Source organism: Massilia cellulosiltytica, from assembly GCF_047325105.1.
In the GTDB taxonomy this organism is placed as follows: Bacteria; Pseudomonadota; Gammaproteobacteria; order Burkholderiales; family Burkholderiaceae_D; genus Telluria; species Telluria orientalis.
This window is the reverse complement of the sequence record NZ_CP168562.1, coordinates 5,429,433-5,452,543: the sequence shown is the minus strand read 5'-3', so window position 1 is coordinate 5,452,543 and position 23,111 is coordinate 5,429,433. Positions and strand designations below refer to the sequence as shown.

Sequence of the window (23,111 nt, the reverse complement as noted above, 5' to 3'; positions counted from 1 at the left end):
AGCGCTCTCGATTCGTCCGTTGCTTACGAGTCGCGGCCGAGATTGAACACGGACGCGGGGTTGCCGGCTTCGGCCAGACCGCGGCCGGGCTCGTTGTCCTGGTCGCGGCCTTGCTGGCGGCCGCGGCCCTGCTGCTGCGGATCGCCGAACGGCGCCGCATTGTTCTTGGGTGCCGGTGTCACCGTCACGGCGACCTCCGTGTACTGGCGCTGCGACAAATCGTTGCGCAGGTTGTCGCTGACGGTCTGCAGCTGGCGCAGCACGTCACCGTTGGTGGCCGAGATGTTCACTTCCAGCGTGCCGGCGCTGTGGCGGATCGCGATGTCGATGCGGCCCAGTTGGGGCGGCTCGATGCTGATCGTGGCCTGCTGCACGTTGCCCGCGACGTGGACGTTCAGGCGGTCGCCCAGCGTTTCCTGCAGAGTCTGGCGCCATGCCGTCGGCGGACCGGCCAGCTTGACGGTGTCGGCGGCCGGCTGGGCAGCCGGCAAGGTCACGGCGCCCGCAACCGGCGCGGCCGTGGCGGTGCCCGGCTGGACGCCCTGAGCACCGGACCCGTCCGTCGCAGCGTCCTGGCCGCCGGTACCGGCGTTGCCATTGGCGGGATTGCCCTGGACGGCCAGGCGCACGGTGGCGGCGGTCGCATCCTGCTGGGCGGCTTGCGCGAGCACGGCCTGCGGCAGGGCCACCGGTGCGCGGCGGGCATCCTGGCCCGAGACTGCGAGCGGCTGCGCCGGCGTGTCGGCCTTGCCGGCCTCGTCCGTGCCGGCGTGCGCGCCGCCCTGGGCAGCCTGCACGGCCTGGGTGACCTGTTGCGGCGACAGCGGCATCAGCGGCATCGTCATCGCGGCCAGCAGGGGATTGTCCGGCGTGGCGGCAGCGTCGGCCGGCGCGGTGTCGGTCGCGGCGGCGGTCGCGGCATCGGTGGGCGCGCTCGCTTGCGCGGCGGCGGCGTCCGCTGCCGGATCCGCCGCGGCGTCGGTCGGCACCTGTGCGCCCGCGACGTTCTGCAGGCCGAGCCAGCGGGCGAACGTCTTGCCCGGCGCCGGCGCAGGCGCCGGCGCGGCGCCGGCGGCCGTGGATTGCGCGGGTGCCGCCGCGGTCGGTGCGTCCTTGGCGGCAGCCGGGGCATTCGCCTGCTTGGCGGCCGGCAGGGCCGACGTGGACGGGTTTACGGTGTTGAGCATCATGGTCATTCCTGGCTTGCGCCTGATTCTGTTTCGCTGTGCATCGCGTAGGCGATCCAGCCGTCCTTGTTGGCGCGCATCTCTTCCAGGCGCGGTTCGAGCGCGCGCGCGGCGGCGGCCACGTGGCGCGCGGCCGTGTCGTGCTGGGCACGCACGCGTTCCAGCGCGGCGCGTTCCCCGGCGTTCCACGGGCCCTGTGCGGCGAGGGCGCGCAAGGCCGGGAAGAGGGCACGGGCCTGTTCGCCCAGCCGGTCCCAGTCCTGGCGCGCGGCGGCGTCCTGCAGGGTATTGCCCAACAGCGCCAGCCGTGCCTGCCGGTCGGTCGCGTCAGCCATTACGCGCCTGTACGCCGGCCCAGCCCTGGCGGATGGTGGTCAGGATGCGCACGACCTCGTCGATCATCGCCGGGTCCTGCTTGATGCCGGCGCCATGCAGGTGCGTGACGCAGAAGTCGTACAGGTTGGCGAGGTTGGCGACGACCTGGCCGCCGGTCTCGAAATCGAGCGAGCTGGACAGTCCGTTGATGATGTCGACGCATTTGTTGATGCTGTTGGCGCGCTGTTCGTAGCGCTTGGCCACGATGTGGGCGCGGGCGCGCGCCAGTTCGTCGAGCAGGCCGTCGGTCAGCACCAGGACGAGTTCGATCGGCGAGGCGCGCGACGTTTGCGCGTCCAGGCTGGTGGCGTGATAGCTGCTGTAGGCTTCGGTATAAGACATCTCGAATCTCTCAGTTGGATGAGTTGCTGTTGAACAGCGCGCTGAACATCGAAGAATTGTTTTGCATGGTCGACTGCAGGGCCTGCAGGGCCGTGTACTGTTTCAGGTAGCGCTGATAGGCCGCGTTGTACTTGTCATCGAGATCCGTCTGGCGCTCGGTCAGGCGCGACTGCAGACTGCTGTTGGCGTCGGTACGCTCCTGGATCTGGCCGGTGGTCGCATTGCTCCACATGTTCAGGTAGGTGTTCAGCGAGCCCGCGATGCCTGTCGGCGCCGACGTGCTGGCGGTGCCGATCAGCGTGTCGAGGCCGCTCGGATTGACGGCCAGCTGCTTTTGCAGGCGCGTCGAATCCAGGCTGAGGGTGCCGTCGTGCGCGGCCGTGATGCCGTAGCTGGCCAGCGACAGCACGCCGCTCGGCCGCAGCAGGTCGACGACGCGGTTGCGCAGCGCGGTCACGCCCGCGTCGTGAGCAAACGCGCCGGCCGCGACGTTGTTCTTGGGGTCGCCCGCCGAGAGGAGACCGTCGAGTGCGCTCTTGAGTTTGTTGTAGGCGTCGACGAACGCCTGCACGTTCGCCGTCGTGCCGGAGGCGTTGCCGCCCACCGTCAAGGTGATCGGCGTGGCGCCCGGGGCCTGGGCCTTGGTCGCCGTGAACGATACGCCGTCGATGTTCGTGAAGGTGTTCGATGCCTGCTTGACTTCCGTCGTGGGGTCGGTGGGATCGCCGAAGTTGACGATGGCGTCCTGGGCTGTACTCATGACCGTGGGCGCGGCGTTCAGGGCGGCCTGCAGGTTGGCGTCGAGCACGCCGGTCGTATCGAGCGAGATGGTGTTCGCCGCGCCGGTGCCCGTCGACGACAGCACGAGACGCGACGTCGCGCTGGCGCCGGTGCCGATCGTGACAATGCCGGCCGTGACCTTGCCGCCATTGTCGGCGGACTGGTTGATGGCCACCGCAAGCTCGCGCGCGGTGAGCGTGCCGTTCTTGTCCGCATCGGCGGCGGCGAGGTCGACGTTGATGGTGACGGGGGTCGCGGCGAGGTCGGCCGGGTCGGCCAGGTTCAGCTTCAATACGCCGGGCTGGTAGGTGCCATCGGGCTGCTGTTCCGCGCTCAGGTCGAAGTCGCCCAGGTTGTAGGCGATCTGGCTCGGCGTGGCCACCTGCTTGACGAAGACGCTGTAGGTGCCGGGCGTCGCGGTTGAGCTGGCGGTGGCCGTACCAAGCGTCGTGTCGGACAACGTGGCGCTCTGGGCGAGCATCGACTTGCCGATGCCGGCCAGGCTGGCGAGGGACGTCTGGTAAGCCGAGATCGCGGAGCTCAGCGTCGTCAGGGCCTTGGCCGTGGCGTTCGCCGTATTGGTCTGCGTGGTCAGCTGGGTCTGTGCACCTTCGATGTACTTGTCGGCCAGGGCCTTGGCGGTGCTGGTCGGGTCGTAGGTGGGGGCGGTGATCGCGCTCGTTGCCATATCGGTTCTCCTGCTTATGCGTTCTTTGCCAGCCACGACTGCGTGGCGATCTCGTCTTCGCGTTTGCGCTGCGTGCGTTCCTGCGCACGCGCATACGCGACCTCGTGCTGCTCCAGCACCTTGCCCAGCAGCTCGCGCCGCGTCCAGGCCTGGGCCAGATGCTTCTGCGCGACGGCCATGTCGGCCTCGTGCAACTGCAGGTCGGTCCGGTGCGTATCCGCCAGCGCGAACACGGCCTGCTTGTAATTGCCGCAATTGATGGCCAGCGCCGGCGACAGCGCGCGCGCGCCGGCCGGCTGCCCCGACGGGCCGCTGCCTTCCGCCAGCGCCGTCAGGCGCTCCACGCTGGCCTGGAAGCGCACGCGCGTCGCCTCCTTCTTCGCCAGCGCCGTCTGCATGCGTTCCACTTCGGTGCTGCGCACGCGTACGAGCGTGTCCAGGCTGGTGATCGTCTCGCGCTTGCTCATGCCATCATCGCTTTCAGTTGGTCGACGCAGGCCGCGAACGGCGCGTCTTCGCGCGTGCCCTGGCACAGGAACGCCTCGATGTGCGGGTTCAGCTTCACGGCGCGGTCGGTTTCCGGATCGGCGCCCGGCTGGTAGGCGCCGAGCGGGATCAGGTCGCGCACGCGCGCATGCTTCGCCAGCGCGGCCTTCAGCTTGCGCGCCGCCTGGGCGTGTTCCGGCGTCACCACCTGCGCCATGCAGCGGCTGATGGATTGCGCCACGTCGATCGCCGGGTAGTGTCCGCGTTCGGCCAGTTCGCGCGTCAGCACGATGTGGCCGTCGAGGATCGCGCGGGCGCTGTCGACGACCGGGTCCTGCTGGTCGTCGCCTTCCGCCAGCACGGTGTAGATGGCGCTCATGCTGCCCTGTTCGTTTTCGCCGTTGCCGGCCGATTCGACGAGCTGCGGCAGGTTCGAGAACACCGACGGCGGGTAGCCGCGCGTGGCCGGCGGCTCGCCCAGCGACAGCGCCACTTCGCGCAGCGCCATCGCGTAGCGCGTCAGCGAATCGCACAGCAGCAGCACGTTCTGGCCGCGGTCGCGGAAATGCGCCGCGATCGAGTGGCACAGTTCCGTCGCCATCACGCGCATCAGCGGGCTTTCGTCGGCCGGCGCCACCACGACCACGGCTCGACGCAAACCCTCTGCGCCGAGCGACTTCTCGATGAACTCGCGCACCTCGCGGTTACGCTCGCCGATCAGGCCCACGACGATCACGTCGGCCACGGTCTGGCGCGTGATCAGGCCGAGCAGCACGGATTTGCCCACGCCCGAACCGGCCATCAGGCCGACGCGCTGGCCCTTGCCGATCGTGAGCATCGAATTGATCGCGCGCACGCCGACGTCCAGCGGTTCTTCCACCGGGGCCTTGCGCAGCGGGTTGACCTTCGGCGGCGTCGTCGACAGGGTTTCCTCTCCACCCAGCTTGCCGCGGCCGTCGATCGGTTCGCCCAGGCCGTTCACCATGCGGCCCATCCACGAGGGGCCGATCTGGATGCTGGACGGGCCCGTGGCCGGCAGCACGCGCGCGCCGGTCACGAGGCCGTCGGCCTGCTTGAACGGCATCAGGTACGTGACCTTGTCGCGGAAGCCCACGACCTGCGCGTCGAGCCACGAGCCGTCGACGGTCTCGACGCGGCAGCGCTGGCCGGTGTGCAGGCGGCAGCCCACGCTTTCGAGCAGCAGGCCCTGCACGGCGACGAGGCGCCCGGTGGGCGTCGCGACCGGCGGGGCCTTGATCTCGAGCGCGCGCAGGGTTTCGGCCAGTGCGCTCACTCGGCGTCCTCCTTCGCGGTCGCGTCCAGGCTTTCGCGGACTTGCGTCATGCAGGCGGCGAGGCGGTTCTGGCAGCCGGCGTCCACTTCATGGTCGCCCGCACGCACGCGGCACTCGCCCAGGTCCAGGGCAGGATCGGACATCAGGTTCCACTTCTTGGCGCGCTTCGGATCGAGTTCCTGGATGCGCTTGAGTTCTTCCGGATTCATGAACACTTCCACCTCGTCGCGCGTGGGCGGCATCGCGGCCAGCGCCTCGTCGACGAGGTTCAGCATCTGCACGGGTTGCAGCGCCAGCTCGGCGCGGATCACCTGGCGGGCGATCTTGCCGACCAGGTCCACCACTTCCTTGCGCTGGGCGTTGCGGAATTCGGTCTTCATCTTCTTCAGGCTGCGCAGCATGGCGTCGACCGGCTTGGCCATCTGCTCCAGTTCGGCCAGCGCCTGCTGGCGGCCTTCGGCGATGCCGCGTTCCACGCCTTCGGCATGGCCCGCGTCATAGCCGTCGGCACGGCCTTCGTCCAGGCCGACTTCATAGCCTTCGCGCTGGCCCTGGCGATAGCCGTCGGCCACCGCGCTCTGCCAGTCCTCGGTCGGCGTGGCGGAGGAGGACGATTGCGCGCCCTTGGCCGCGCCGGCGGCGATGAACTGCGCCAGCGGCGGGAAGTGATAAGGCCGGAACTGCTTCATTCGGCAGTCGCCTCGGCAAACAGCTGGACCTCGATCTCACCGTTGTCGACGAGCTCCTTGACCTGCGCCATGATCTCCTGGCGCGTCTGCACGATGCGCGACATCGGCACCGGGCCGGAACGCTTCATGAGGTCCTCGAAGCTCTGTGCCTGGCGCTTCGGCATCGCGCCGAGCAGCGCGTCGCGCAGCGCGGGTTCGGCACCCTTGAGCGCGATCGCCCACTGCTCCAGCGGGATCTCGTCGAGCAGGCGGGTGATGGTCTGTTCGGTCTGTTTCGACAGGATGAAGAAGTCGTACATCGACATCTCGATCTTCGACACGACATCCGGATCGTGCGCGCGCAGCAGCTCGACCATCGTGGCGCGGTTGTTCGGCAGGCGGTTCAGGATGTCCGCCGCCTGGCGCACGCCTTCCACGGTGGCGCTCTGCGTGTCCAGTGCGGACAGGCAGCGCTGCACCAGCTCTTCCAGCTCGGTGAGCAGGTCGCGGTCGATCTCTTCCAGGCGCGCCAGGTTCAGCAGGACCATCTCGCGGCTGCCTTCGGGCAGCGCATCGATGATCTGGCCGGCCAGCGCGGGCGGCAGGAAGGCGAGGAACACGGCCTGCATCTGCACGTGTTCGGCGGCGATATAGTCGGCCAGCCACTTCGGCGATGCGTACTGCAGGCGCGCCATCATCGGGCGGATCGCGTCGCCGTAGATCGTGTTGAGCACGGAATTGGCGATCTCGCTGCCCAGGGCCAGGTCGAGCGAACGCTTCAGGTAGCTGCGCGACGCGCCGTGCAGGCCGCTCTGCTGTCGGTAGTCGTCGAAGAACTTCTGGATCGAGTTCTTCACGGCGTCGACCTTGATGCCGCTCATGCGGCTCATCACCTGGGTCAGCTCGATCAATTCCTCGCGTTCGAGGCAGCGCAGAACGGCCGCAGCCGGTTCTTCACCGATGGACAGCAATACGATTGCGGCCTGTTCGACCGGGCTCAGCACTGCTTCCTGCACGTCGTTATTGTTCAGATCCGCCATTTTTCTTTTGCACCCATTGTTTGACCACTTCCGCCACCCGCTCCGGCTCCTTGCCCGCCAGTACTTTCAGGTGGTCGACCATCACATCCACGGCCGAGCCGGCCGGGGGCAAATCGTATTCTTCGAGCAGCGCCTGGACCGGCAGCGTGCCGCCGGTCGATGCCGCCGTCGTTTCGCCCGGCAGGGCCGCCGCCGCGGTGGCGCCCGGGGCCGGCAGCGCGCCGGCGCTGTGCACGGCGCCCGGCAGGGCGTTGCTGGCGCCGGCCTGGACGGTCGCCAGGGTCGGTGCGGCGGCTGCCGCTGCCGCTGCCGGCTTCGGGGCGACGCGCTGGTTCAGCATGCGCATCAGCGGACGCAGGACCAGCAGCCAGCCGAGCAGAGCGCCCAGCGCATACATGCCGTAGCGGACCATGTCGACGATGTTGTCGCGCTCCTGGTACCACGGCTCGACCGCGACCGGGGCCGGGAACGACAGCGCGGACACCGTCAGCACGTCGCCACGGGTGGCGTCGATGCCGAGGCCGCCGCGCAGGATCTTGTCGATGTTGGCGATCTCGGCCGGGGTCCAGCCCGTCTTCGGCGTCGCGGCCTTGGCGTTGTTCAGCACCACCGCCACCGACAGCTTCTTCAGGCGGCCGCGCGAGCGCTTGATCTGCGTGATGGCGCGGTCGTAGGCGTACTGGCGCGTCGTCGCGTTCTTGCGTGCGCTGCCGTCGTCCGCCTTGGCGTTCGGGTCGGCGGCGGCGCCGTTGGCGGCGGCGTTCGGATCGGCCGGCGGATTGGCGGCGACCGGCGGACGGTTCGACAGCGTGCCCGGCACGCCCAGCGCCATGCGGCTCTTTTCCATCTCCTCGCGCATCGCTTCGCTGGTGACTTTTGGCGCTTCGCCGTATTTCTCCTGCGTTTCCTCGATCTTGTCGTTGTCGACGTCGGCCGTCACGCTGACCTTGAAGTTGTCGGCGCCGAGCACGGGGCCGAGCAGGCCGGCCACGTTGGCGCGCGCTTCATCCTGGTAGCGCTTGGCGGCGGCATCGCCCTGGGCGGCGCCGTCGAAGCCTTCGGTCAGGTCCACGCGCGACGACAGGTAGTTGCCGTTCTGGTCGACGAGCGACACGCGCGCCGGCGCCAGGCCCGCGACGCTGCCCGAGACCATGTTGACGATCGCGGCGATCTGTTCGTTCGACAGCGTGTGGCCCGGCTTGACCGCCACCACGACGGAGGCGGACGACTTGTCGCCGTCGCTGGCGACGAACGACGAGGACTTGGCGATGGCCAGGTGCACGCGCGCCGAGGCGATGGCGTCCAGGGTCAGGATCGACTGCGCCAGCTCGCCTTCCAGGCCGCGGCGGAAGCGCACGTCCTGCACGAACTGCGACACGCCCAGCGGGTCGTTCTTGTCCATCAGCTCCAGGCCGGCCGGCAGCTGCGCGGTGACGCCCTTGGCGGCCAGTAGCATGCGGACCTTGCCCAGCTGGCCGGTCGGCACCATGACCTGGCCCGAATCCGGGTGGATGCGGTAGGGCACGTGTTCGGCGTCGAGCACGCTCATCATGTCGCTGGCGACGACTTTCTCGTGGGCGCCGAACACCGGTTTATAGCCGGCCTGGTCGTTCCACATGTACAGCATGACGGCCGCGGTGATGCCGATGGCCAGCACCAGCATCGGGGTCAGGTTCTTGGTCAGCGCGGGCGGCAGGGCCAGGCGCTTGCCGCCGATGGCGGACTTGAGAGTAGCAATCACGATCGGTTCGTTCCCGTTACACCGGCAGCTTCATCAGCTCGTCGACGGCGCCCATCACCTTGTTGCGGACCTGCATCAGCATGGAGAAGGACAGGTTGGCCTGCTGCGACGACAGCATGGCGCCGACCAGGTCGTCGCTCTTGCCGCTGTCCACGTCGGCCATCTTCTGGTTGGCCACCTGCTGGTCCTGGTCCACGCTGACCAGGGCATTCTTCATGCTCTGCGCGAAGGAGAAGCCGCCGTTGCCATCGCCCAGGGTGGGGTGGCCGCCATCGACCGCAGGCGCCACGACGGCGAGGCGGTTGGCATCGTTGGTGAGGGCTGCCAGGTCGGCCCGGATCAGGCCGGCAAGTTCAGTTCCCATCGTGTTCATCGCTCCCATGCTTAAGTTTGCGGTTGTAACTTTTAGTCAATCTTGCTTCGCCTGCGGCCGTTGCATTTTCTGCAAGAACCGTTGACATTTAGAAAATTGTTAAATTCTTAGTGTCATACTGTGGCTTGGTTTCTCTCGCGGAACCGAGGAGAATAGCAGCGGTTTCGTCCGATACCCAGAGTGAATTTTTGATTTCCCCAGCGCAGTGACAGCATCTTACCGTAGGGCAATGGCGAATTCAAAGGGGAAAATCAAATGGCGTGACACAATTTCCCGGGTATAATTGTTGCCCAGAGGAATGAAAAGAAAGCATCTCTGCTTATCATTTTTTTAACTTGACCATGCCGATTGCAAACCCCGACACCACCCTGCAGCACCAAGTGCTCGACCCCTGTCTTCTAGGGCGTCCGGTACATCTGCTGCCCCAGTTTGCGGCGCGTCTCCAGGAAGACCTGGACACTGCCATGCAGGGCAGCGCACGCCGTTACTGGGCCGGATGGCGTCTCGAAACCGTGGAATTCGGCCGCGTGCCGCAAGAAACGAGCCTGCGCTGGATGGCCGTATTGGGTGCGCTGGGCACCGTCGCAGTGACGTTCGAGCGTGGTTTATTACTGACACTGTTGGAGCGACGCTACGGTGGACGTAGCGCCGGCGCAACTCAGCGGGACCCGCAAACCGAGCGCGTGACGGCCACCGAAGAAAGATTAGGCGTCGTACTGACGCAACAAATGGTGGATCTGTTGTATGCACGCGTCGCTGTCAATGTGGCAATGGAGGTGGCGCCGCGGCCCATCCAGGCCAATGCCGTGGTGCCTTCGGCAATGCCCGGCGAAAGCAACTGGGCCCTGCGCCTGCAGGTCCGTGACAACAACGACAACACCGGCCAGTTCTGGATCGCGCCCGACCAGCAGCTGATGGCCATGATCCTGGGCACGCTGCGCCCGGAAACTGGCCGTCCGGCCGCCGCGCGCGGTCCGGCCGAGCCCCTTGCGACCAAGCTCCAGGTCAAACTGGACGGCCGCCTGGTCAGCAAGGAAATCACCCTGGGCGCACTGTTCGACCTGAAGGTGGGCGACGTGATTCCGGTGAACGTGGGCCGGGCCGACGTCCTGCTCGACGAGGCGCGGTTGTTTACCGCCGCCGTCGCCGAGCACAAAGGCAAGCTGTGTTTAACCTCTTTTGAAGACGCCGAGTAATCAATATGAACCTGAACGATCAATTCGCCGGTGACGACATCCTCATCGACGACGAGCTGGCGGAAGAAGCCGCAGAAGGTAAGCAAAGCGCGGCAGCGGCACCGAAGGCCGCGCCGCGCCTGCCGCAGATGATGCGCCGCATCCCGGTGACGCTGACGCTGGAAGTGGGTTCGGCCCGCATCTCGCTGCAGGAACTGATGGCGATCGGCCCGGACAGCGTGCTGCCGCTCGACGCCATGGCGGGCGAGCCGCTCGTCATCAAGGTCAACGGCGCCGCCATCGGGCGCGCCGAAGTGGTCGTCGCGGGCGAGCAGTACGGCCTGAAGGTGATCGATCTGGACGGCCTCAACCTGGACCTGATCGCGTCATGACGTTGCAACGCCGCGGTGCCGGGGTGGCTCACACCTTGCACCGTTTTGCGCCCGCCATCGCGGGCGCCGTTCTTTTGCTGGCCAGCGCAGGCGCATGGGCCGCACCGGACGTGCTGCCCGGCGTGATCCCCGGCTCGTCCAGCGGCCTCACAGTGAAGTCGCAGATCCTGGTCCTGATGACCATCCTCGGGCTGTTGCCCGTGATGGTCATGATGATGACCAGCTTCACCCGCTTCGTGATCGTGCTGTCGCTGCTGCGCCAGGCCCTGGGCCTGCAGCAGGGCCTGCCCAACCGGATCATCACCGGCGTCGCCCTGATCCTGACCCTGCTCGTCATGCGTCCCATCGGCGAGCAGGTGTGGAACGAGGCATTCGTCCCGTACGACAAGGACAAGATCTCGCTCGAGCAGGCGCTCAAGATCGCCGAGGTACCGCTGTCGCGCTTCATGCTGGCCCAGACGAGCAAGACCGCGCTGGCCCAGATCGCGCACCTGGCGGGCGAGCCGGCCGAGATGAAGCCGATGGACCGCGGCTTCACCGTGAAGCTGGCCGCTTTCGTGCTGTCCGAGTTGAAAAGTGCGTTCCAGATCGGCTGCATGCTGTTCATTCCGTTCCTGATCATCGACCTCGTGGTGTCGTCGGTGCTGATGGCGATGGGCATGATGATGCTCTCGCCGCTCGTCATCTCGCTGCCGTTCAAGCTCCTGTTGTTCGTGCTCGTCGATGGCTGGACCCTGACCGTGAATACGCTGGTCGGCAGCATCCACGGCATCTAGCATTCATTCACATGACTCCTGATATCGCCGTCGACTTCGTCGTCGAAGCCCTGCAGCTGGTGATGCTGCTCGTGATGGTGCTGGTGGTGCCGGGCCTCGTGGCCGGCGTCATCGTCGCCCTCGTGCAGGCCGCCACCCAGATCAACGAGCAGACGCTGAGCTTCCTGCCGCGTCTCCTCGTGACGCTGGTGGCCCTGATCCTCGCCGGTCACTGGATGACCGGCAAACTGATGGACTATTGCGTGAGCGTGTTCCAGCGCGCCGCGACCCTGGTCGGCTGATGCTGGAAGTGTCTCACCTGCTGCTGCCGTTCATCAGCGCGCTGTGGTGGCCGTTCTGCCGCGTGATGGCGCTGCTGTCGACGGCTCCCGTCATCGGCGACGCGCTGGTGCCGGTACCGGTGCGCGCGCTGCTGTCCGTGGTGCTCGCGTTCCTGATGCTGCCGCTGACGAAAGGCGCCGTCATGCCGGATCCGTTCTCGCTGGCCGGCGTCGTCGTGATGATCGAGCAGGCCGTGATCGGCGGCGTGATCGGCCTCGCCCTGCAGCTGACGATGGCCGTCGTGAACATGCTCGGCTTCCTCGTCTCGAGCCAGGTGGGCTTCTCGATGGCGCAGATGAACGACCCCATGAACGGCCAGCAGTCGGACGTGATCTCGGGCCTGCTGGGCATCGTCGCGATCCTCGTGTTCTTCGCCGTCGACGGCCATCTCGTGCTCGCGGGCGTGCTGGGCCAGAGCTTCAAGGCGTGGCCGGTCGGCGGCGGCTACAACAGTCTTCTGCTGGAGACGGTGGCGCTGAACGTGGGCTGGGTGTTCTCGGCCGCGATCCTGCTCGCGCTCCCGATCGTGTTTTCGACGATGGTCGTGCAGATCGGCTTCGGCTTCCTGAACCGGGTCGCGCCGTCGCTGAACCTGTTCTCGCTGGGCTTTTCGCTCGTGACCTTGTTCGGCCTGATGATGCTCGTGCAGGTCGTGCGCTTCATCCCGGAACACTATGTGCAGATGACGAACCAGGTGCTGGAGATGCTGCAGCAGCAGATGGGGGCGGCGCATGGCTGACAATACCGGCGGCGACAAGTCGGAAAAGGCGTCAGCCCAGAAGCTCAAGAAGGCGCGCGAGCAGGGCCACGTCGTCCGCTCGAAGGACCTGGCCACGGCCGTCGGGATCCTGGTGAGCCTGAAGCTGTTCGCGTTCCTGCTCCCGAACTACCTGGAGTCGTTCCGGTCGCTGTTCCGGCTCGTGTACGCGCCGCTGGGCGCGGCCGGTTCGATGGAAAACGCGATGACCGTCGTATGGAGCGGCGCCGCCGTGCTGCTCGTGAAGATGGTGCTGCCGCTCGCCGCCGTGCCGCTCGCGATCGTCGCCGCGAGCCTGGTGCCGGGCGGCTGGGCCGTCTCGACCAGCAACCTGGTGCCGAAGTTCGACCGCTTCTCGCCGGTGAAGAACCTCGGCAACCTGGCCTCCGGCAAGCACTGGACGACGTTCGCGACGTCGGTGGCCAAGGCCGCGCTGCTCGCCGTGGTGCTGGTGCACGTCGTGCGCTCGGCGCTGTCGGCGTGGGTCAACCTGCAGCGCATGCCGCTGTCGGACGCGCTGCTGCACGGCGCCAGCATGATGTTCGACGGCCTGATGGCGCTCGTCACCGTGTTCGTGCTGTTCGCGCTGATCGACGTGCCGCTGCAGGCCTTCCTGTTCGCGCGCAGCCAGCGCATGAGCAAGCAGGAAGTGAAGGAAGAATACAAGAGCACCGAGGGCAAGCCGGAGATCCGTGCGCGCATCCGCCAGCTGCAGCAGCAGATGGCACGCCGCAACGTGAACAAGACGGTGCCGACCGCCGACGTGGTGATCGTGAATCCCGAGCACTACGCGGTCGCGCTGAAGTACGACACCAAGCGTGCGGAAGCGCCGTTCGTGGTGGCGAAGGGCATCGACGAGATGGCCCTGTACATCCGCTCCGTCGCGGCGAAGCACCAGATCGAGACGATCGCCTTGCCGCCGCTGGCACGTGCCATCTACAACACCAGCCAGGTGCAGCAGCAGATTCCCGCCGCGCTGTACCAGGCGGTGTCGCAGGTGCTGAACTACGTGCTGCAATTGAATGCGTTCCGTGCGGGCCGGCGCCAGGCCGCCCCGCGGTTCCCGAGTGACGTGGCCGTGCCGGCCGCTTTGAGTGAGGTATCCCCGACATGAATTTCCTGAACAGCTTGATGCTCGAGCTGCGCCGCCAGAAGATCGCCACGCCGGCGTTCCTGCTGACGCTCCTGGCGATGATCATGCTGCCGCTGCCGCCCGCGGTGCTGGACGTGCTGTTCACGTTCAACATCGTGCTGGCGCTGATCGTGATCCTGACGTCCGTCTCGACCAGGCGGCCGCTGGACTTCTCGGTCTTCCCGACCGTCATCCTCGGCACCACCTTGCTGCGCCTGGCGCTGAACGTGGCGTCCACGCGGGTCGTGCTGCTGCACGGCCACGAGGGTACGGGCGCGGCGGGTCACGTGATCGAAGCCTTCGGCAACGTCGTCATCGGCGGTAACTTCGTCGTCGGTATCGTCGTCTTCGTGATCCTCATGATCATCAACTTCGTCGTCGTGACGAAGGGTTCGGAACGTATCTCCGAAGTGTCCGCGCGCTTCACGCTGGACGCGCTGCCCGGCAAGCAGATGGCGATCGACGCCGACCTGAACGCGGGCCTCGTCAACCAGGAACAGGCGCAGTTGCGCCGCAAGGAAGTGGCGGCGGAAGCGGACTTCTACGGCGCGATGGACGGCGCCTCCAAGTTCGTGCGCGGCGATGCGATCGCGTCGATCCTCATCCTGCTCATCAACATGATCGGCGGCGTCGCGATCGGCGCGGTGATGCACGACCTGTCGTTCGGCGACGCCTTCCGCCAGTATGCGCTGCTGACCATCGGCGACGGCCTCGTGGCCCAGGTGCCGGCGCTGCTGCTGTCGGCCGCGGCGGCGATCCTCGTCACCCGCATCAGCGACTCGGGCGACTTCGAGCAGCAGGTCGGCGGCCAGCTGCTGGCCAACCCCTCGGTCCTGTACTCGGCCGCCGGCGTGATGCTGATCCTGGCGATGGTGCCGGGCATGCCGTCGCTGTTCTTCATGGCGTTCGCCGCGGCCATCGGCTACGTCGCCTGGAAGCTGGCGCGCGAAGACGTGAAGCCGCCGGACGAATCGGGCGTGGCCGCCATCGAGGCCGCGCTGCGCGACGACCGCGTGCCGGAACTCGACTGGCAGCAGCTGCCCGTCGTGCAGCCGATCTCGATCACCGTCGGCTACAAGCTCGTGCACCTGGTCGACAAGGCCCAGGGCGAGGTGCTGACCAAACGGATCAAGGGCGTGCGCCAGAGCCTGTCCGAGCAGATGGGCCTGCTGCTGCCGCCCATCGGCGTGCGCGACGACCTGACGCTGCGCCCGAACCAGTACGCGATCGCGATCAACGGCACCGTCGTGGCCGAGGGCGAGGTCGTGGCGGAATGCCTGATGGCGATCCCGTCGCCGAACGTGTACGGCGACATCGACGGCATCCCCGGCATCGAACCGGCGTTCGGCATGGCCGTCACGTGGATCGATCCGGAGCAGAAGGCACACGCGCTGGGGCAGGGCTACCAGGTCGTCGAGGTGCCGAGCGCGATCGCCACGCACACGTCCAAGGTCGCGCGCGACTACATGGCGGAGCTGTTCCGCCACGAGGACGTGCCGGCGCTGATGGAGCGCCTCACCGCGCTGTCGCCGAAGCTGGCCGGTGCGCTGGACAAGGCGCTCACGCACACGCAGCTCCTGCGCGTGTTCCGTGTGCTGCTGGCCGAGAACGTGTCGCTGAAGGACATCGTCGTGATCGCGACCACCTTGCTGGACAGCTCGGAAACGACGAAGGATCCGATCCTGCTCGCGGCCGAGGTGCGCTGCGCGCTGCGCCGCCAGATCGTGTCCGGCCTGTACGGCAAGAAGAAGGACATGCCCGCGTTTAACCTGTCGGGCGAGCTGGAAAACATGCTGCTCGGTTCCCTGAACCAGGCGCGCCAGAGCAACGGCGGCAAGGTCGTGCTGGACAACTATCCGATCGATCCTCAGCTGCTGCAGCAATTGCAGCTGAACATGCCGGTGGCGCGCGAGCAGATGAAGCAGCATCAGACGCCGCCGCTGCTCCTGGTGCTGCCGCAGATCCGCCCGCTGCTGGCCCGCTACGCGCGCCTGTTCGCGCCGGGGCTGCACGTGCTGTCGTATAACGAGATTCCCGAGAACCGGGAAGTCTCGATCATCGGCACGGTCGGCTGATTACGCCGCCGGCAGCAGCAGCGCCAGTTCCGCCATCGCGCGGAACACGGGCAGGCTGAGGGCGGCGGCCGCCTCGGTCGACGGCAGGCGCGCGTGCACCCGGCCTTCCGGCAGGGTGTCGTTCCAGGTCCAGCCGAGTACGCGCAGGCCCGAGCGGCGCACGGCGTCTTCCAGCTGCGGCTGCAGGGCGCGCAGGTGCAGCAGGGTGCCCGGGTCGAGCGTGCACAGTTCGAGCATGACCCCATCGGCCAGCGGCTCCGCCTGCACCGTGACGACGGTGCCGTCGGCCAGCACCAGTTCCAGGCGCAGCGCGGCACGGCGCCGGCGGCGCTGCGGTTTTTGCGATTGTTCCTCTTCCCCGATCACGCGCAGGTGCTGTGCCTGCGGTCCGCCCGCATGCACGGTGAACCGCCAGGCGTCGGGCGGCAGGGTCGCGAGATCGGCCTGGCGCAGCACGCGCGCATCCAGCCCGCTCTGCAGCAGCGCGCCCGGCAGCGACTGGCCCGACTGTTGCCGGGACGCCTGCACCGCGCGCGTGACGAGCTGGGTGCCATAGTTGCGCACCATGCCGCGCCACGACGTGGCGAGCGCACCGCCGTCCGGACGCGGCCAGGTGAGCTGGCGCGCCATCACGACCTGGTCGGGACGCATCGCCGCGGCATCGGGCAGGGCATCGCCGGCGGGCAGCGCGGGCGCCGGCTGCGCGGCAGGCAGCGGCAGCGGGATTGCCTCGAGCTCGGCCTGCAGCAAGGCGACCGGGACGGCGGCCGCGACCGCGCCGACCGGCGTGGCCGGCAGGGTGCCGGGCGCGCTCGCCGGGATGACGGGTGGCGGAAGGGCGGGGATGGATAGACTGGCCATGATCTCGGCAGTGTAAAGTGAAAAGGCCAGCTTGTGGCTGGCCTCTTGCGGATTCCGGCTGGACTAGCCCGGGGTGGCCATTACTGGCCCTGCGATTACTGCAGCAGGGACATGACCATCGACGACATGCTGTTGGTCTGCTTCAGCATGGCGGTACCAGCTTGCATCAGCATCTGGTTCGAGGTCATGCTCGACGACTCGGTCGCGAAGTCGACGTCCATGATGCGGCCGGTAGCGGCTTGCGTGTTGCTCGAGATGTTCGACAGGTTGTTGTAGACGTGGTCGAGGCGGTTCGACACGGCGCCCAGCTTCGAACGCAGGGTCGAGACGGCGTCGATGGCCGTGTTCAGGCTGCCGATCGCAGTGTTGGCGTCGGTGAACAGGATCGAACCGGTCGAGGCGGCGATCGGCGCACCGCCGGCGTTCGAGACGAAACCGGTGGTCGCCGTCGTGATCGAGTCGGTCACGCCGCCGGCCGCGGAGAGTTCGGTGTCGAAGTTCGCCGTCATTTTTTCCGAGCTGTCGGCACCGATCTGGAAGGTGATGCCGGCGGCGGCGTTCAGCTTGCCGTTCGCGCTGGTCGACAGCAGCTCGGTGCCGCCGAATTTGGTGTTCGAGAAAATGTTCGACAGTTCGTCGGTCAGCGAGTTGTATTCCTTGTCCATCGCTTTCTTGTCGTCGTCGGACGAGGAACCGTCGGCGGCCTGGGTTGCCAGGTCCTTCATGCGGGTCAGGATGTTGGTGACTTCGTTCAGCGCGCCGTCGGCGGTCTGCAGCATCGAGATCGAGTTCTGGGTGTTACGCATGGCGACGGCCATGCCGCTGCTCTGGGATTTCAGGCGGGTGGCGATCTGCAGGCCGGCTGCGTCGTCCATTGCCGAGTTGATGCGGTAACCGGTCGACAGGCGGGTCATCGAGGTCGACAGCGAGCTCTGGGTGCGGCTCAGCGAATTTTGTGCGGAAAGCGATGCGACGTTGGTGTGAAGGCTCAGCATGATATGGCTCCTAATGGCTTGGATACTGTTGGGAGGTTGCGCATCTCGCGCTCTCACAAGTACAGGACGACCATTTCACGTCCGTCATTAAATGCCGAGCGGAAATTTTTTAAATTTTTTTTTGCGGGTTTCATGTTGTCATTTTGACTGTTGTACGTATGGCAGGGCTGTCATGCGTAAACCGGATATACAAGACCGAAAGTATTCGTTCTTCTTTCGAGGGGGTGTGCTTAACCTGTGCCTTCCAGAACCTTTCGAAAAGAGCCTCCATATGTTGTCAAGAAAACTGATCCAGGCCCTGGTCGGCATCGCGCTGATCGCCCCGACCGTGCATGCCGCCGACATCACTCTCCTGAACGTGTCGTACGATCCGACGCGGGAGCTGTACCAGGACGTCGGCAAAGCCTTCGCCGCCAGGTACAAGGCCCAGACCGGCGACAACGTCACCTTCAAGGCGTCGCACGGCGGTTCGGGCAAGCAGGCCCGCTCCGTGATCGACGGCCTGCAGGCGGACGTCGTCACGCTGGCCCTTGCCTGGGACATCGACGAGATCGCCGAGCGCGGCCTGATCGCCAGGGATTGGCAGAAGCGCCTGCAGCACAACAGCTCGCCGTACAACTCGACCATCGTGTTCCTGGTCCGCAAGGGCAACCCGAAAGGCATCCACGACTGGAACGACCTGATCAAGCCCGGCGTGCAAGTCATCACCCCGAACCCGAAGACGTCCGGCGGCGCGCGCTGGAATTACCTGGCGGCCTGGGGCAACGCCCTGAAACAGCCGGGCGGCAATGAAGCGAAGGCGCGCGACTACGTGGCCAAGCTGTTCAAGAACGTGCCGGTGCTGGATTCCGGCGCCCGCGGCGCGACGACGACCTTCGTCGAACGCGGCATCGGCGACGTATTGATCGCCTGGGAAAACGAGGCGATCCTGGCCATCAAGGAACTGGGTCCGGATAAATTCGAGATCGTCGCGCCGAAGGCGAGCATCCTGGCCGAGCCGCCGGTGGCCGTCGTCGACAAGGTCGTCGACAAGCGCGGCACCCGCAAGGTGGCGGACGCCTACCTGCAATTCCTGTACACGGATGAAGGCCAGGACATCATCGCGAAGAACTACTACCGCCCGATCAATGCCAAGGTCGCCGAGAGGTACGCGGCGCAGTTCCCGAAAGTGAACCTGTTCACCATCAACGACGTGTTCGGCGGCTGGACCAAGGCGCAGAAGACCCACTTCGCGGATGGCGGCACGTTCGACCAGCTGTATCAGCCGGGCAAGTAAGCATCGGCGTAAGATAGCCTGACGTCGACGCCGGCGCTTCCCGCGCCGGCATTCTCTTTTTACGGACCCATCATGGACTGGCTCGATCGGGTGACATGGTTCCTGGTCATCGTGCTCGTGATCGCCGCGCTGTGCTTCCCCTTCAACCGCGGCGACTAGCGGGAGCCGCTGCAGCGCCGTCCGTGAACTGGATGGCGTACTCGTAGCGGTGGACGGGGCGCGTGGCCTGCCGCCACCACCGTCAGGCTACATACGGGCAAGCTGAGGCGGATGCGCGTGATACCGATCTTTTCGTCGAGTTCGAATCCCATGTCGCCTGCTCTCTTCACGATGTGGAAAAGTGCAGGCGCCGGGGGCGGCCCGGGTAGGCATGCGGGAAGCCGCACCGTGGTGCATGCGGCGCTCCAGTGCCGGTCGAACCCCTCAAAAAGCGTGACGGATGCCGAGCGCGTTCGTTGCCGCATAGCCCGCGCCGGTTTTCTTGTCGCCCGTGTGGATGAGATACACGTCCGTTCGTTTGGACAGCCGGTAGTCATAGCCGAGCGACGTCGTGCGGCGTTGCGTGTTCGCGCCGCGCGCCGGCGTCAATCTCGTGCGGGCGCTCTCCAGCAGGATCGCGCCCCGCGCGCCCACCGGGACCGACAACCCGGCATCGAGCAGCCGCGACGTGTTCCCGCCGTCGATGCCGGCGTGGCCGGCATTGCCGTAGACCTTGACCGGACCGAAGTCGTAGGCGACGCCCGCCATCCACGCCTTCTGTTCCACCGGCAGCGGCGTGAGGATGTTGACGCGCAGCCGCTGTGCGCTGACGGCCGCGCTCCACGGACCGTCGTTGTAGTCGGCGTGCACGCCCAGGTTCGCCACGCCCGCCCGGCCGGCCTGTTCGCCCGGGCCGTAGTCGATGCTGGCGCGCACGCCGCCGACGCGCGGCGTCGTGTACCGGATCACGTTGTTCCACACCGTGTCCCCGAGCACGTTGCTGCCGTACGCCGCGACGAAGCTCTGTGTCGCGAGCGGCGAGAACACCACCGAGGTGCCGAACGGGCTCAGTTGCAGCATCTGCTGGTACATCGGATTCGTCTGCCGGCCCAGTGTCAGCCTGCCGAAGCTGCCTTCCACGCCGACCCAGGCATTGCGGGACCAGAACGGGTCTGTCGCGTTGCGGCCCTGCTCACCAGTATCCGGGCGGTAGAAGCTTTCCAGCGACCAGACGATGCGGTTGCCCGATCCGAGATCCTCGCTGCCGCGCAAGCCAAGGAAGGACGTCGTCAGGCCACCGCCGTTCAGCTGCGTGACCGCCTGCGGCTCGCCGCTGCGCTTCACGCTGCCCAGGTAGGTGCCGATCAAACCATAGAGTTCGATGGACGATTGTGCGGCCGCATTTGCGCACAGCAGGCATGCGAGGGCCCCTGCCGCGGCCAGCGCGGCTTTGTTGTTTTCGATTGTCATGGTGTCTTCGGGTGCGGGCTATCGCCTCAGGGCGAGATTTCTTCGAGCGAGCGGTTGGTGGTTTCGATCATGCCGAGGGCCGCGACGAGGCCGACGACGGTCATCCCCGCGAACATGAGGAACACGGTGTTGATGCCGTCCTTCGCCAGCACGACGCCGACCAGTGCAGGCGCCGTCGCCGATGCGGCGCGCAGCCACGACGTGGCGAGGCCGGTGCCGATCGCGCGGATCCGCGTCGGATAGATCTCCGGCGTGTACAGGTACAGCATCACCGTCGTCGTGCCCATCACGGCGTAGGCGGCCGAACCGAGGATCATCACGTGGGTGGCGCTGTCGGTACCGAGCGTGACCAGGCCGACGAGCAGCAGTCCGGCCAGGATGAAGCTGCCGATGGCCCAGCGGCGGCGCCCCGTACGGTCGATCAGCAGCGCGCAGCAGACGACGGCGCAGGTACTCAGCACGTTCGACAGCGATGCCATGTGCAGCGCTTCCTGCAGCGGCAGGTGGTACACGGTCTTGTAGAGACTGGGCAGCCAGTTGTTGATGCCGTTGGCGACGAAGTATGCGCTCGCCCACAGCGCCCATACGACGAACGTGCGGCGCTTGTAGACGGGCGAGAACAGTTCCTTCCACGACCCCTTGCGCTTGTTCTGCAGCGTGCGTGCCAGTTCCGCGGTGCGTGCCGCGCAGGCGTCCGGCTGCGTGGCCGGATCGAGGTGGCGTCCACGGCTGGAAGCCTCGACGGACGCGATGATGCGCTCCGCTTCCGCGTAGCGTCCGCGGCCGATCAGCCAGCGCGGCGATTCCGGCAGGCGGAATACGAGGAGGCAGATCAGCAGGCCGGGAAGGCCGCCGATCAGGAACATGTACTCCCAGCCGAAGCGGGGCACGACGAACGCGCCCGCTTGTGCCGCGCCCAGCAGTCCGATCGGAAAGATCAGTTCGTACAGCAGGAAGAAGCGCCCGCGGCCCTTCGCCTGCGACAGTTCGTTGATGTAGGTGGCGGCCACCGGCACCTCGCCGCCGACGCCGATCCCCTGGATGAACCGGGCCAGGAACAGCATGTTGAAGTTGCCGGCCAGCGCGCAGCCGATGCTCATGATGGACATGAGGCCGATCGTGATGCCGGCGCTGCGCACGCGCCCGATGCGCTCGGCGAGCCAGCCGAAGAACAGGGCACCGACGACCTGGCCCAGGTAGCCGGACGCGATCAGCAGGCCGACCTGCCCGGGCGTGATCTTCCACAGCCCGATCAGGACCGGGAGGACGAAAGCGAGCGACAGGGCGTCGAACGCGTCGAAGAACGTGGCGCTGCCCATGATGACCCTGGCCTTCGTGTGCCAGCGCGACATGTGGACGTTCTCGAGCCGGAAGAGCAGCGGGGCGGCCTGCGCGACGTTCTGTTCGCGCTTGGGCGATGGCTCGAACTGGTGTTCGGGTGTGACTGTCTGGTTTGCGATGCTCATGTTGTCTCCGTGATTATTGATTGTGGTGCCGTCTGGGCGGCCTACGGGAGCTTCTGCGTATGTGACCGGTTCATGTCTCCTTGTGGGCAAACACGGCCAGCGTCGCTTCGATGTCGTCCTGGTCGATGCCGCGCGTGATGAACACGAGACGCGTGCGGCGGTCCGTGCCTGGCCAGGCGTCCAGCTTGCGGGGCGGATGGAAGATGTGCTGGACGCCGTGGATGACGATGGGCGCTTCCGGATGCTCGCGCACGTGCACGATGCCTTTTACCCGCAACAGGTCCGGACCGCGCATGGCCGTCATCATGTCGAGCCAGGCCTGGAAGCCGCGCCACGACACCGGCTCGTCGAGCACGACGGCATGCGAGCGGATGTCCCCGGCGTGGTCGTGGTGGTGATGATGATCGTGATCGTGATGGTCATGCCCGGTCGCACGGGCGATCCACGCGTCGCTGTCGGCCGCGGCGTGCGCGACCGCGCCGCCGAACAGGATCTCCGGTTCGATCCTGCCCTGGGTCGCGGGGCACACGGGCGCACCCGGGTTGAGTGCTGCCAGCCGGCGTTCGAGTGCCGCGCGTCCCTGCGGCGTGGACAGGTCGGTCTTCGTCAGCACGAGGCGGTCGGCCAGTGCGACCTGGTGCCGTGCCGCGTCGTGACGTGCCAGCGTGTCCGCGCCGTTCACCGCATCCACCGTGGTGATCAGCCGGTCGAAGCGGAAGTGCTCGCGCAGCGACGGTTCGGCCATCAGGGTGTGCAGGATCGGCGCCGGGTCGGCCAGGCCCGTCGTCTCGAGCACGACGCGGTCGATGCCGAGCGCCGCACCGTCGCGCGCCAGCCGGGCCAGCGTGGCCTGCAGGTCGCCGCGCACGGTGCAGCACACGCAGCCGTTCGCCAGCAGGACGAGTTCCTCACGCGTCTGTTCGAGCAGGTCGTGATCGAGGCCGACTTCGCCGAACTCGTTGATGATGACCGCGGTGCGGGCGAAGGCCGGATCGCGCAGGATGTGCGACAGCAGCGTGGTCTTGCCGCTGCCCAGGAAGCCGGTCAATACGGTGACGGGCAGCGGCAGCGTGGGTTTGTCGTTGGGGCTCATGTGTGTTCCTCAACCATGGAGTTTAGCGAAAGAACGCAGGGTCTTGCCGAGCCGGGCGACGAGGAAGGCACAGGTGTCGTCCCCTGGCGCCCCGGCCAGCGCCCCGAGCAGGGCGCCGATGCTCCAGGTGCCGTCATCCGCGCGGCCCCGTTCGCGCAGCAGTGCCGCGACGTCCGCGCGGCCGTTGCGCTCCGCCTGGCCCAGCAGGTAGTCGGCGATGTCCTGCTCGAAGTCCTGCAGCTGCAGCGTGACGCCACCCGCGCTGCAGGCGCAGCTTCCCGCCAGCGCCACGTGCTGGCGTGCCAGGCGGTCCCAGATGTCGAGCAGTTCGCGTGCTTCGACCGATACGGCGTGGGCGGCGGCTTCCAT

At 66.9% G+C, this 23,111-nt stretch carries 24 protein-coding genes; 8 read left to right on the top strand and 16 right to left on the bottom strand.

What is annotated here, in order from left to right:
- Positions 1 to 23 precede the first annotated feature (23 nt).
- The 10 genes from ACEN9H_RS23805 to ACEN9H_RS23760 are packed head-to-tail and all read right to left on the bottom strand — an operon-like array spanning position 24 to position 8,965.
- Positions 24 to 1,190, bottom strand: a complete 1,167-nt coding sequence (locus ACEN9H_RS23805; protein ID WP_413672323.1) for a flagellar hook-length control protein FliK — start codon at positions 1,188 to 1,190, stop codon at positions 24 to 26.
- A 2-nt stretch (positions 1,191 to 1,192) separates the two neighbouring features.
- Positions 1,193 to 1,522, bottom strand: a complete 330-nt coding sequence (locus tag ACEN9H_RS23800) for a hypothetical protein (RefSeq protein ID WP_413672322.1) — start codon at positions 1,520 to 1,522, stop codon at positions 1,193 to 1,195.
- Complete coding sequence (fliS, locus tag ACEN9H_RS23795; RefSeq protein WP_056123420.1) at positions 1,515 to 1,904, bottom strand: flagellar export chaperone FliS; 390 nt, start codon at positions 1,902 to 1,904, stop codon at positions 1,515 to 1,517. Before fliS ends, ACEN9H_RS23800 begins: the two co-directional genes overlap by 8 nt.
- A 10-nt stretch (positions 1,905 to 1,914) precedes the next feature.
- Entirely contained in the window at positions 1,915 to 3,372 is a 1,458-nt protein-coding gene (gene fliD, locus ACEN9H_RS23790) for a flagellar filament capping protein FliD (protein WP_413672321.1), read from the bottom strand.
- A gap of 14 nt (positions 3,373 to 3,386) precedes the next feature.
- On the bottom strand, positions 3,387 to 3,839 hold the full coding sequence (locus tag ACEN9H_RS23785) for a flagellar export protein FliJ (protein ID WP_056123425.1): 453 nt from the start codon (positions 3,837 to 3,839) through the stop codon (positions 3,387 to 3,389).
- The gene (gene fliI, locus ACEN9H_RS23780) at positions 3,836 to 5,152 is read right to left on the bottom strand and encodes a flagellar protein export ATPase FliI (RefSeq protein WP_056123428.1); all 1,317 of its coding nucleotides are present in this window, start codon (positions 5,150 to 5,152) and stop codon (positions 3,836 to 3,838) included. Before fliI ends, ACEN9H_RS23785 begins: the two co-directional genes overlap by 4 nt.
- Positions 5,149 to 5,841 carry a flagellar assembly protein FliH gene (gene fliH, locus ACEN9H_RS23775; protein ID WP_056123431.1) on the bottom strand — a complete coding sequence of 231 codons (693 nt, stop codon included), beginning with the start codon at positions 5,839 to 5,841 and terminating at the stop codon, positions 5,149 to 5,151. Before fliH ends, fliI begins: the two co-directional genes overlap by 4 nt.
- Complete coding sequence (locus ACEN9H_RS23770) at positions 5,838 to 6,860, bottom strand: flagellar motor switch protein FliG (RefSeq protein ID WP_056123433.1); 1,023 nt, start codon at positions 6,858 to 6,860, stop codon at positions 5,838 to 5,840. The genes fliH and ACEN9H_RS23770 overlap by 4 nt, the downstream gene beginning before the upstream one ends.
- Positions 6,841 to 8,601, bottom strand: a complete 1,761-nt coding sequence (gene fliF, locus ACEN9H_RS23765; protein WP_413672320.1) for a flagellar basal-body MS-ring/collar protein FliF — start codon at positions 8,599 to 8,601, stop codon at positions 6,841 to 6,843. The genes ACEN9H_RS23770 and fliF overlap by 20 nt, the downstream gene beginning before the upstream one ends.
- A gap of 16 nt (positions 8,602 to 8,617) precedes the next feature.
- Positions 8,618 to 8,965, bottom strand: coding sequence for a flagellar hook-basal body complex protein FliE (locus tag ACEN9H_RS23760; RefSeq protein WP_056123639.1), 348 nt, complete (start codon positions 8,963 to 8,965; stop codon positions 8,618 to 8,620).
- 350 nt (positions 8,966 to 9,315) lie between these two features.
- Here ACEN9H_RS23760 and ACEN9H_RS23755 point away from each other — a divergent pair, with 350 nt between their 5' ends.
- The 7 genes from ACEN9H_RS23755 to ACEN9H_RS23725 are packed head-to-tail and all read left to right on the top strand — an operon-like array spanning position 9,316 to position 15,602.
- Positions 9,316 to 10,170 carry a FliM/FliN family flagellar motor switch protein gene (locus tag ACEN9H_RS23755; protein WP_160409558.1) on the top strand — a complete coding sequence of 285 codons (855 nt, stop codon included), beginning with the start codon at positions 9,316 to 9,318 and terminating at the stop codon, positions 10,168 to 10,170.
- 5 nt (positions 10,171 to 10,175) lie between these two features.
- Entirely contained in the window at positions 10,176 to 10,541 is a 366-nt protein-coding gene (locus ACEN9H_RS23750; RefSeq protein WP_371763713.1) for a FliM/FliN family flagellar motor switch protein, read from the top strand.
- Positions 10,538 to 11,317 (top strand): flagellar type III secretion system pore protein FliP, encoded by a 780-nt coding sequence (fliP, locus tag ACEN9H_RS23745; RefSeq protein ID WP_056123445.1) that lies wholly within the window; start codon positions 10,538 to 10,540, stop codon positions 11,315 to 11,317. Before ACEN9H_RS23750 ends, fliP begins: the two co-directional genes overlap by 4 nt.
- Before the next feature lie 11 nt (positions 11,318 to 11,328).
- Positions 11,329 to 11,598 carry a flagellar biosynthesis protein FliQ gene (gene fliQ / locus ACEN9H_RS23740; protein WP_036235061.1) on the top strand — a complete coding sequence of 90 codons (270 nt, stop codon included), beginning with the start codon at positions 11,329 to 11,331 and terminating at the stop codon, positions 11,596 to 11,598.
- On the top strand, positions 11,598 to 12,377 hold the full coding sequence (gene fliR, locus ACEN9H_RS23735) for a flagellar biosynthetic protein FliR (RefSeq protein WP_056123448.1): 780 nt from the start codon (positions 11,598 to 11,600) through the stop codon (positions 12,375 to 12,377). Before fliQ ends, fliR begins: the two co-directional genes overlap by 1 nt.
- On the top strand, positions 12,370 to 13,509 hold the full coding sequence (flhB, locus tag ACEN9H_RS23730) for a flagellar type III secretion system protein FlhB (protein WP_413672319.1): 1,140 nt from the start codon (positions 12,370 to 12,372) through the stop codon (positions 13,507 to 13,509). Before fliR ends, flhB begins: the two co-directional genes overlap by 8 nt.
- Positions 13,506 to 15,602, top strand: coding sequence for a flagellar biosynthesis protein FlhA (locus ACEN9H_RS23725; protein WP_413672318.1), 2,097 nt, complete (start codon positions 13,506 to 13,508; stop codon positions 15,600 to 15,602). The genes flhB and ACEN9H_RS23725 overlap by 4 nt, the downstream gene beginning before the upstream one ends.
- On the opposite strand, the gene ACEN9H_RS23720 is transcribed toward ACEN9H_RS23725, so the two are convergent.
- Together ACEN9H_RS23720 and ACEN9H_RS23715 are read right to left on the bottom strand one after the other, a co-directional pair.
- Positions 15,603 to 16,463 (bottom strand): hypothetical protein, encoded by an 861-nt coding sequence (locus ACEN9H_RS23720; protein ID WP_056123456.1) that lies wholly within the window; start codon positions 16,461 to 16,463, stop codon positions 15,603 to 15,605.
- 95 nt (positions 16,464 to 16,558) lie between these two features.
- Positions 16,559 to 17,458 carry a flagellin gene (locus ACEN9H_RS23715; RefSeq protein WP_413672317.1) on the bottom strand — a complete coding sequence of 300 codons (900 nt, stop codon included), beginning with the start codon at positions 17,456 to 17,458 and terminating at the stop codon, positions 16,559 to 16,561.
- A gap of 274 nt (positions 17,459 to 17,732) precedes the next feature.
- On the opposite strand from ACEN9H_RS23715, the gene ACEN9H_RS23710 reads away from it, so the two are divergent.
- On the top strand, positions 17,733 to 18,734 hold the full coding sequence (locus tag ACEN9H_RS23710) for a sulfate ABC transporter substrate-binding protein (protein ID WP_413675625.1): 1,002 nt from the start codon (positions 17,733 to 17,735) through the stop codon (positions 18,732 to 18,734).
- A gap of 423 nt (positions 18,735 to 19,157) precedes the next feature.
- Here ACEN9H_RS23710 and ACEN9H_RS23705 read toward each other — a convergent pair whose 3' ends face one another.
- From ACEN9H_RS23705 to ACEN9H_RS23690, 4 genes are all read right to left on the bottom strand, one after another.
- Positions 19,158 to 20,183, bottom strand: coding sequence for a porin (locus tag ACEN9H_RS23705; protein ID WP_413672316.1), 1,026 nt, complete (start codon positions 20,181 to 20,183; stop codon positions 19,158 to 19,160).
- 26 nt (positions 20,184 to 20,209) lie between these two features.
- Complete coding sequence (locus ACEN9H_RS23700; RefSeq protein WP_413672315.1) at positions 20,210 to 21,649, bottom strand: MFS transporter; 1,440 nt, start codon at positions 21,647 to 21,649, stop codon at positions 20,210 to 20,212.
- A 70-nt stretch (positions 21,650 to 21,719) separates the two neighbouring features.
- Entirely contained in the window at positions 21,720 to 22,742 is a 1,023-nt protein-coding gene (locus tag ACEN9H_RS23695; RefSeq protein WP_413672314.1) for a CobW family GTP-binding protein, read from the bottom strand.
- 9 nt (positions 22,743 to 22,751) lie between these two features.
- The gene (locus tag ACEN9H_RS23690) at positions 22,752 to 23,111 is read right to left on the bottom strand and encodes a hypothetical protein (protein ID WP_160409554.1); all 360 of its coding nucleotides are present in this window, start codon (positions 23,109 to 23,111) and stop codon (positions 22,752 to 22,754) included.

Bases quoted from the DNA above. Each gene is read 5' to 3' on its own strand.
- ACEN9H_RS23805 (WP_413672323.1), bottom strand. From the start codon at position 1,190: ATGATGCTCAACACCGTAAACCCGTCCACGTCGGCCCTGCCGGCCGCC.
- ACEN9H_RS23800 (WP_413672322.1), bottom strand. From the start codon at position 1,522: ATGGCTGACGCGACCGACCGGCAGGCACGGCTGGCGCTGTTGGGCAAT.
- fliS (WP_056123420.1), bottom strand. From the start codon at position 1,904: ATGTCTTATACCGAAGCCTACAGCAGCTATCACGCCACCAGCCTGGAC.
- fliD (WP_413672321.1), bottom strand. From the start codon at position 3,372: ATGGCAACGAGCGCGATCACCGCCCCCACCTACGACCCGACCAGCACC.
- ACEN9H_RS23785 (WP_056123425.1), bottom strand. From the start codon at position 3,839: ATGAGCAAGCGCGAGACGATCACCAGCCTGGACACGCTCGTACGCGTG.
- fliH (WP_056123431.1), bottom strand. From the start codon at position 5,841: ATGAAGCAGTTCCGGCCTTATCACTTCCCGCCGCTGGCGCAGTTCATC.
- ACEN9H_RS23770 (WP_056123433.1), bottom strand. From the start codon at position 6,860: ATGGCGGATCTGAACAATAACGACGTGCAGGAAGCAGTGCTGAGCCCG.
- ACEN9H_RS23760 (WP_056123639.1), bottom strand. From the start codon at position 8,965: ATGGGAACTGAACTTGCCGGCCTGATCCGGGCCGACCTGGCAGCCCTC.
- ACEN9H_RS23755 (WP_160409558.1), top strand. From the start codon at position 9,316: ATGCCGATTGCAAACCCCGACACCACCCTGCAGCACCAAGTGCTCGAC.
- ACEN9H_RS23750 (WP_371763713.1), top strand. From the start codon at position 10,176: ATGAACCTGAACGATCAATTCGCCGGTGACGACATCCTCATCGACGAC.
- fliP (WP_056123445.1), top strand. From the start codon at position 10,538: ATGACGTTGCAACGCCGCGGTGCCGGGGTGGCTCACACCTTGCACCGT.
- fliQ (WP_036235061.1), top strand. From the start codon at position 11,329: ATGACTCCTGATATCGCCGTCGACTTCGTCGTCGAAGCCCTGCAGCTG.
- fliR (WP_056123448.1), top strand. From the start codon at position 11,598: ATGCTGGAAGTGTCTCACCTGCTGCTGCCGTTCATCAGCGCGCTGTGG.
- flhB (WP_413672319.1), top strand. From the start codon at position 12,370: ATGGCTGACAATACCGGCGGCGACAAGTCGGAAAAGGCGTCAGCCCAG.
- ACEN9H_RS23725 (WP_413672318.1), top strand. From the start codon at position 13,506: ATGAATTTCCTGAACAGCTTGATGCTCGAGCTGCGCCGCCAGAAGATC.
- ACEN9H_RS23720 (WP_056123456.1), bottom strand. From the start codon at position 16,463: ATGGCCAGTCTATCCATCCCCGCCCTTCCGCCACCCGTCATCCCGGCG.
- ACEN9H_RS23715 (WP_413672317.1), bottom strand. From the start codon at position 17,458: ATGCTGAGCCTTCACACCAACGTCGCATCGCTTTCCGCACAAAATTCG.
- ACEN9H_RS23705 (WP_413672316.1), bottom strand. From the start codon at position 20,183: ATGACAATCGAAAACAACAAAGCCGCGCTGGCCGCGGCAGGGGCCCTC.
- ACEN9H_RS23700 (WP_413672315.1), bottom strand. From the start codon at position 21,649: ATGAGCATCGCAAACCAGACAGTCACACCCGAACACCAGTTCGAGCCA.
- ACEN9H_RS23695 (WP_413672314.1), bottom strand. From the start codon at position 22,742: ATGAGCCCCAACGACAAACCCACGCTGCCGCTGCCCGTCACCGTATTG.
- ACEN9H_RS23690 (WP_160409554.1), bottom strand. From the start codon at position 23,111: ATGGAAGCCGCCGCCCACGCCGTATCGGTCGAAGCACGCGAACTGCTC.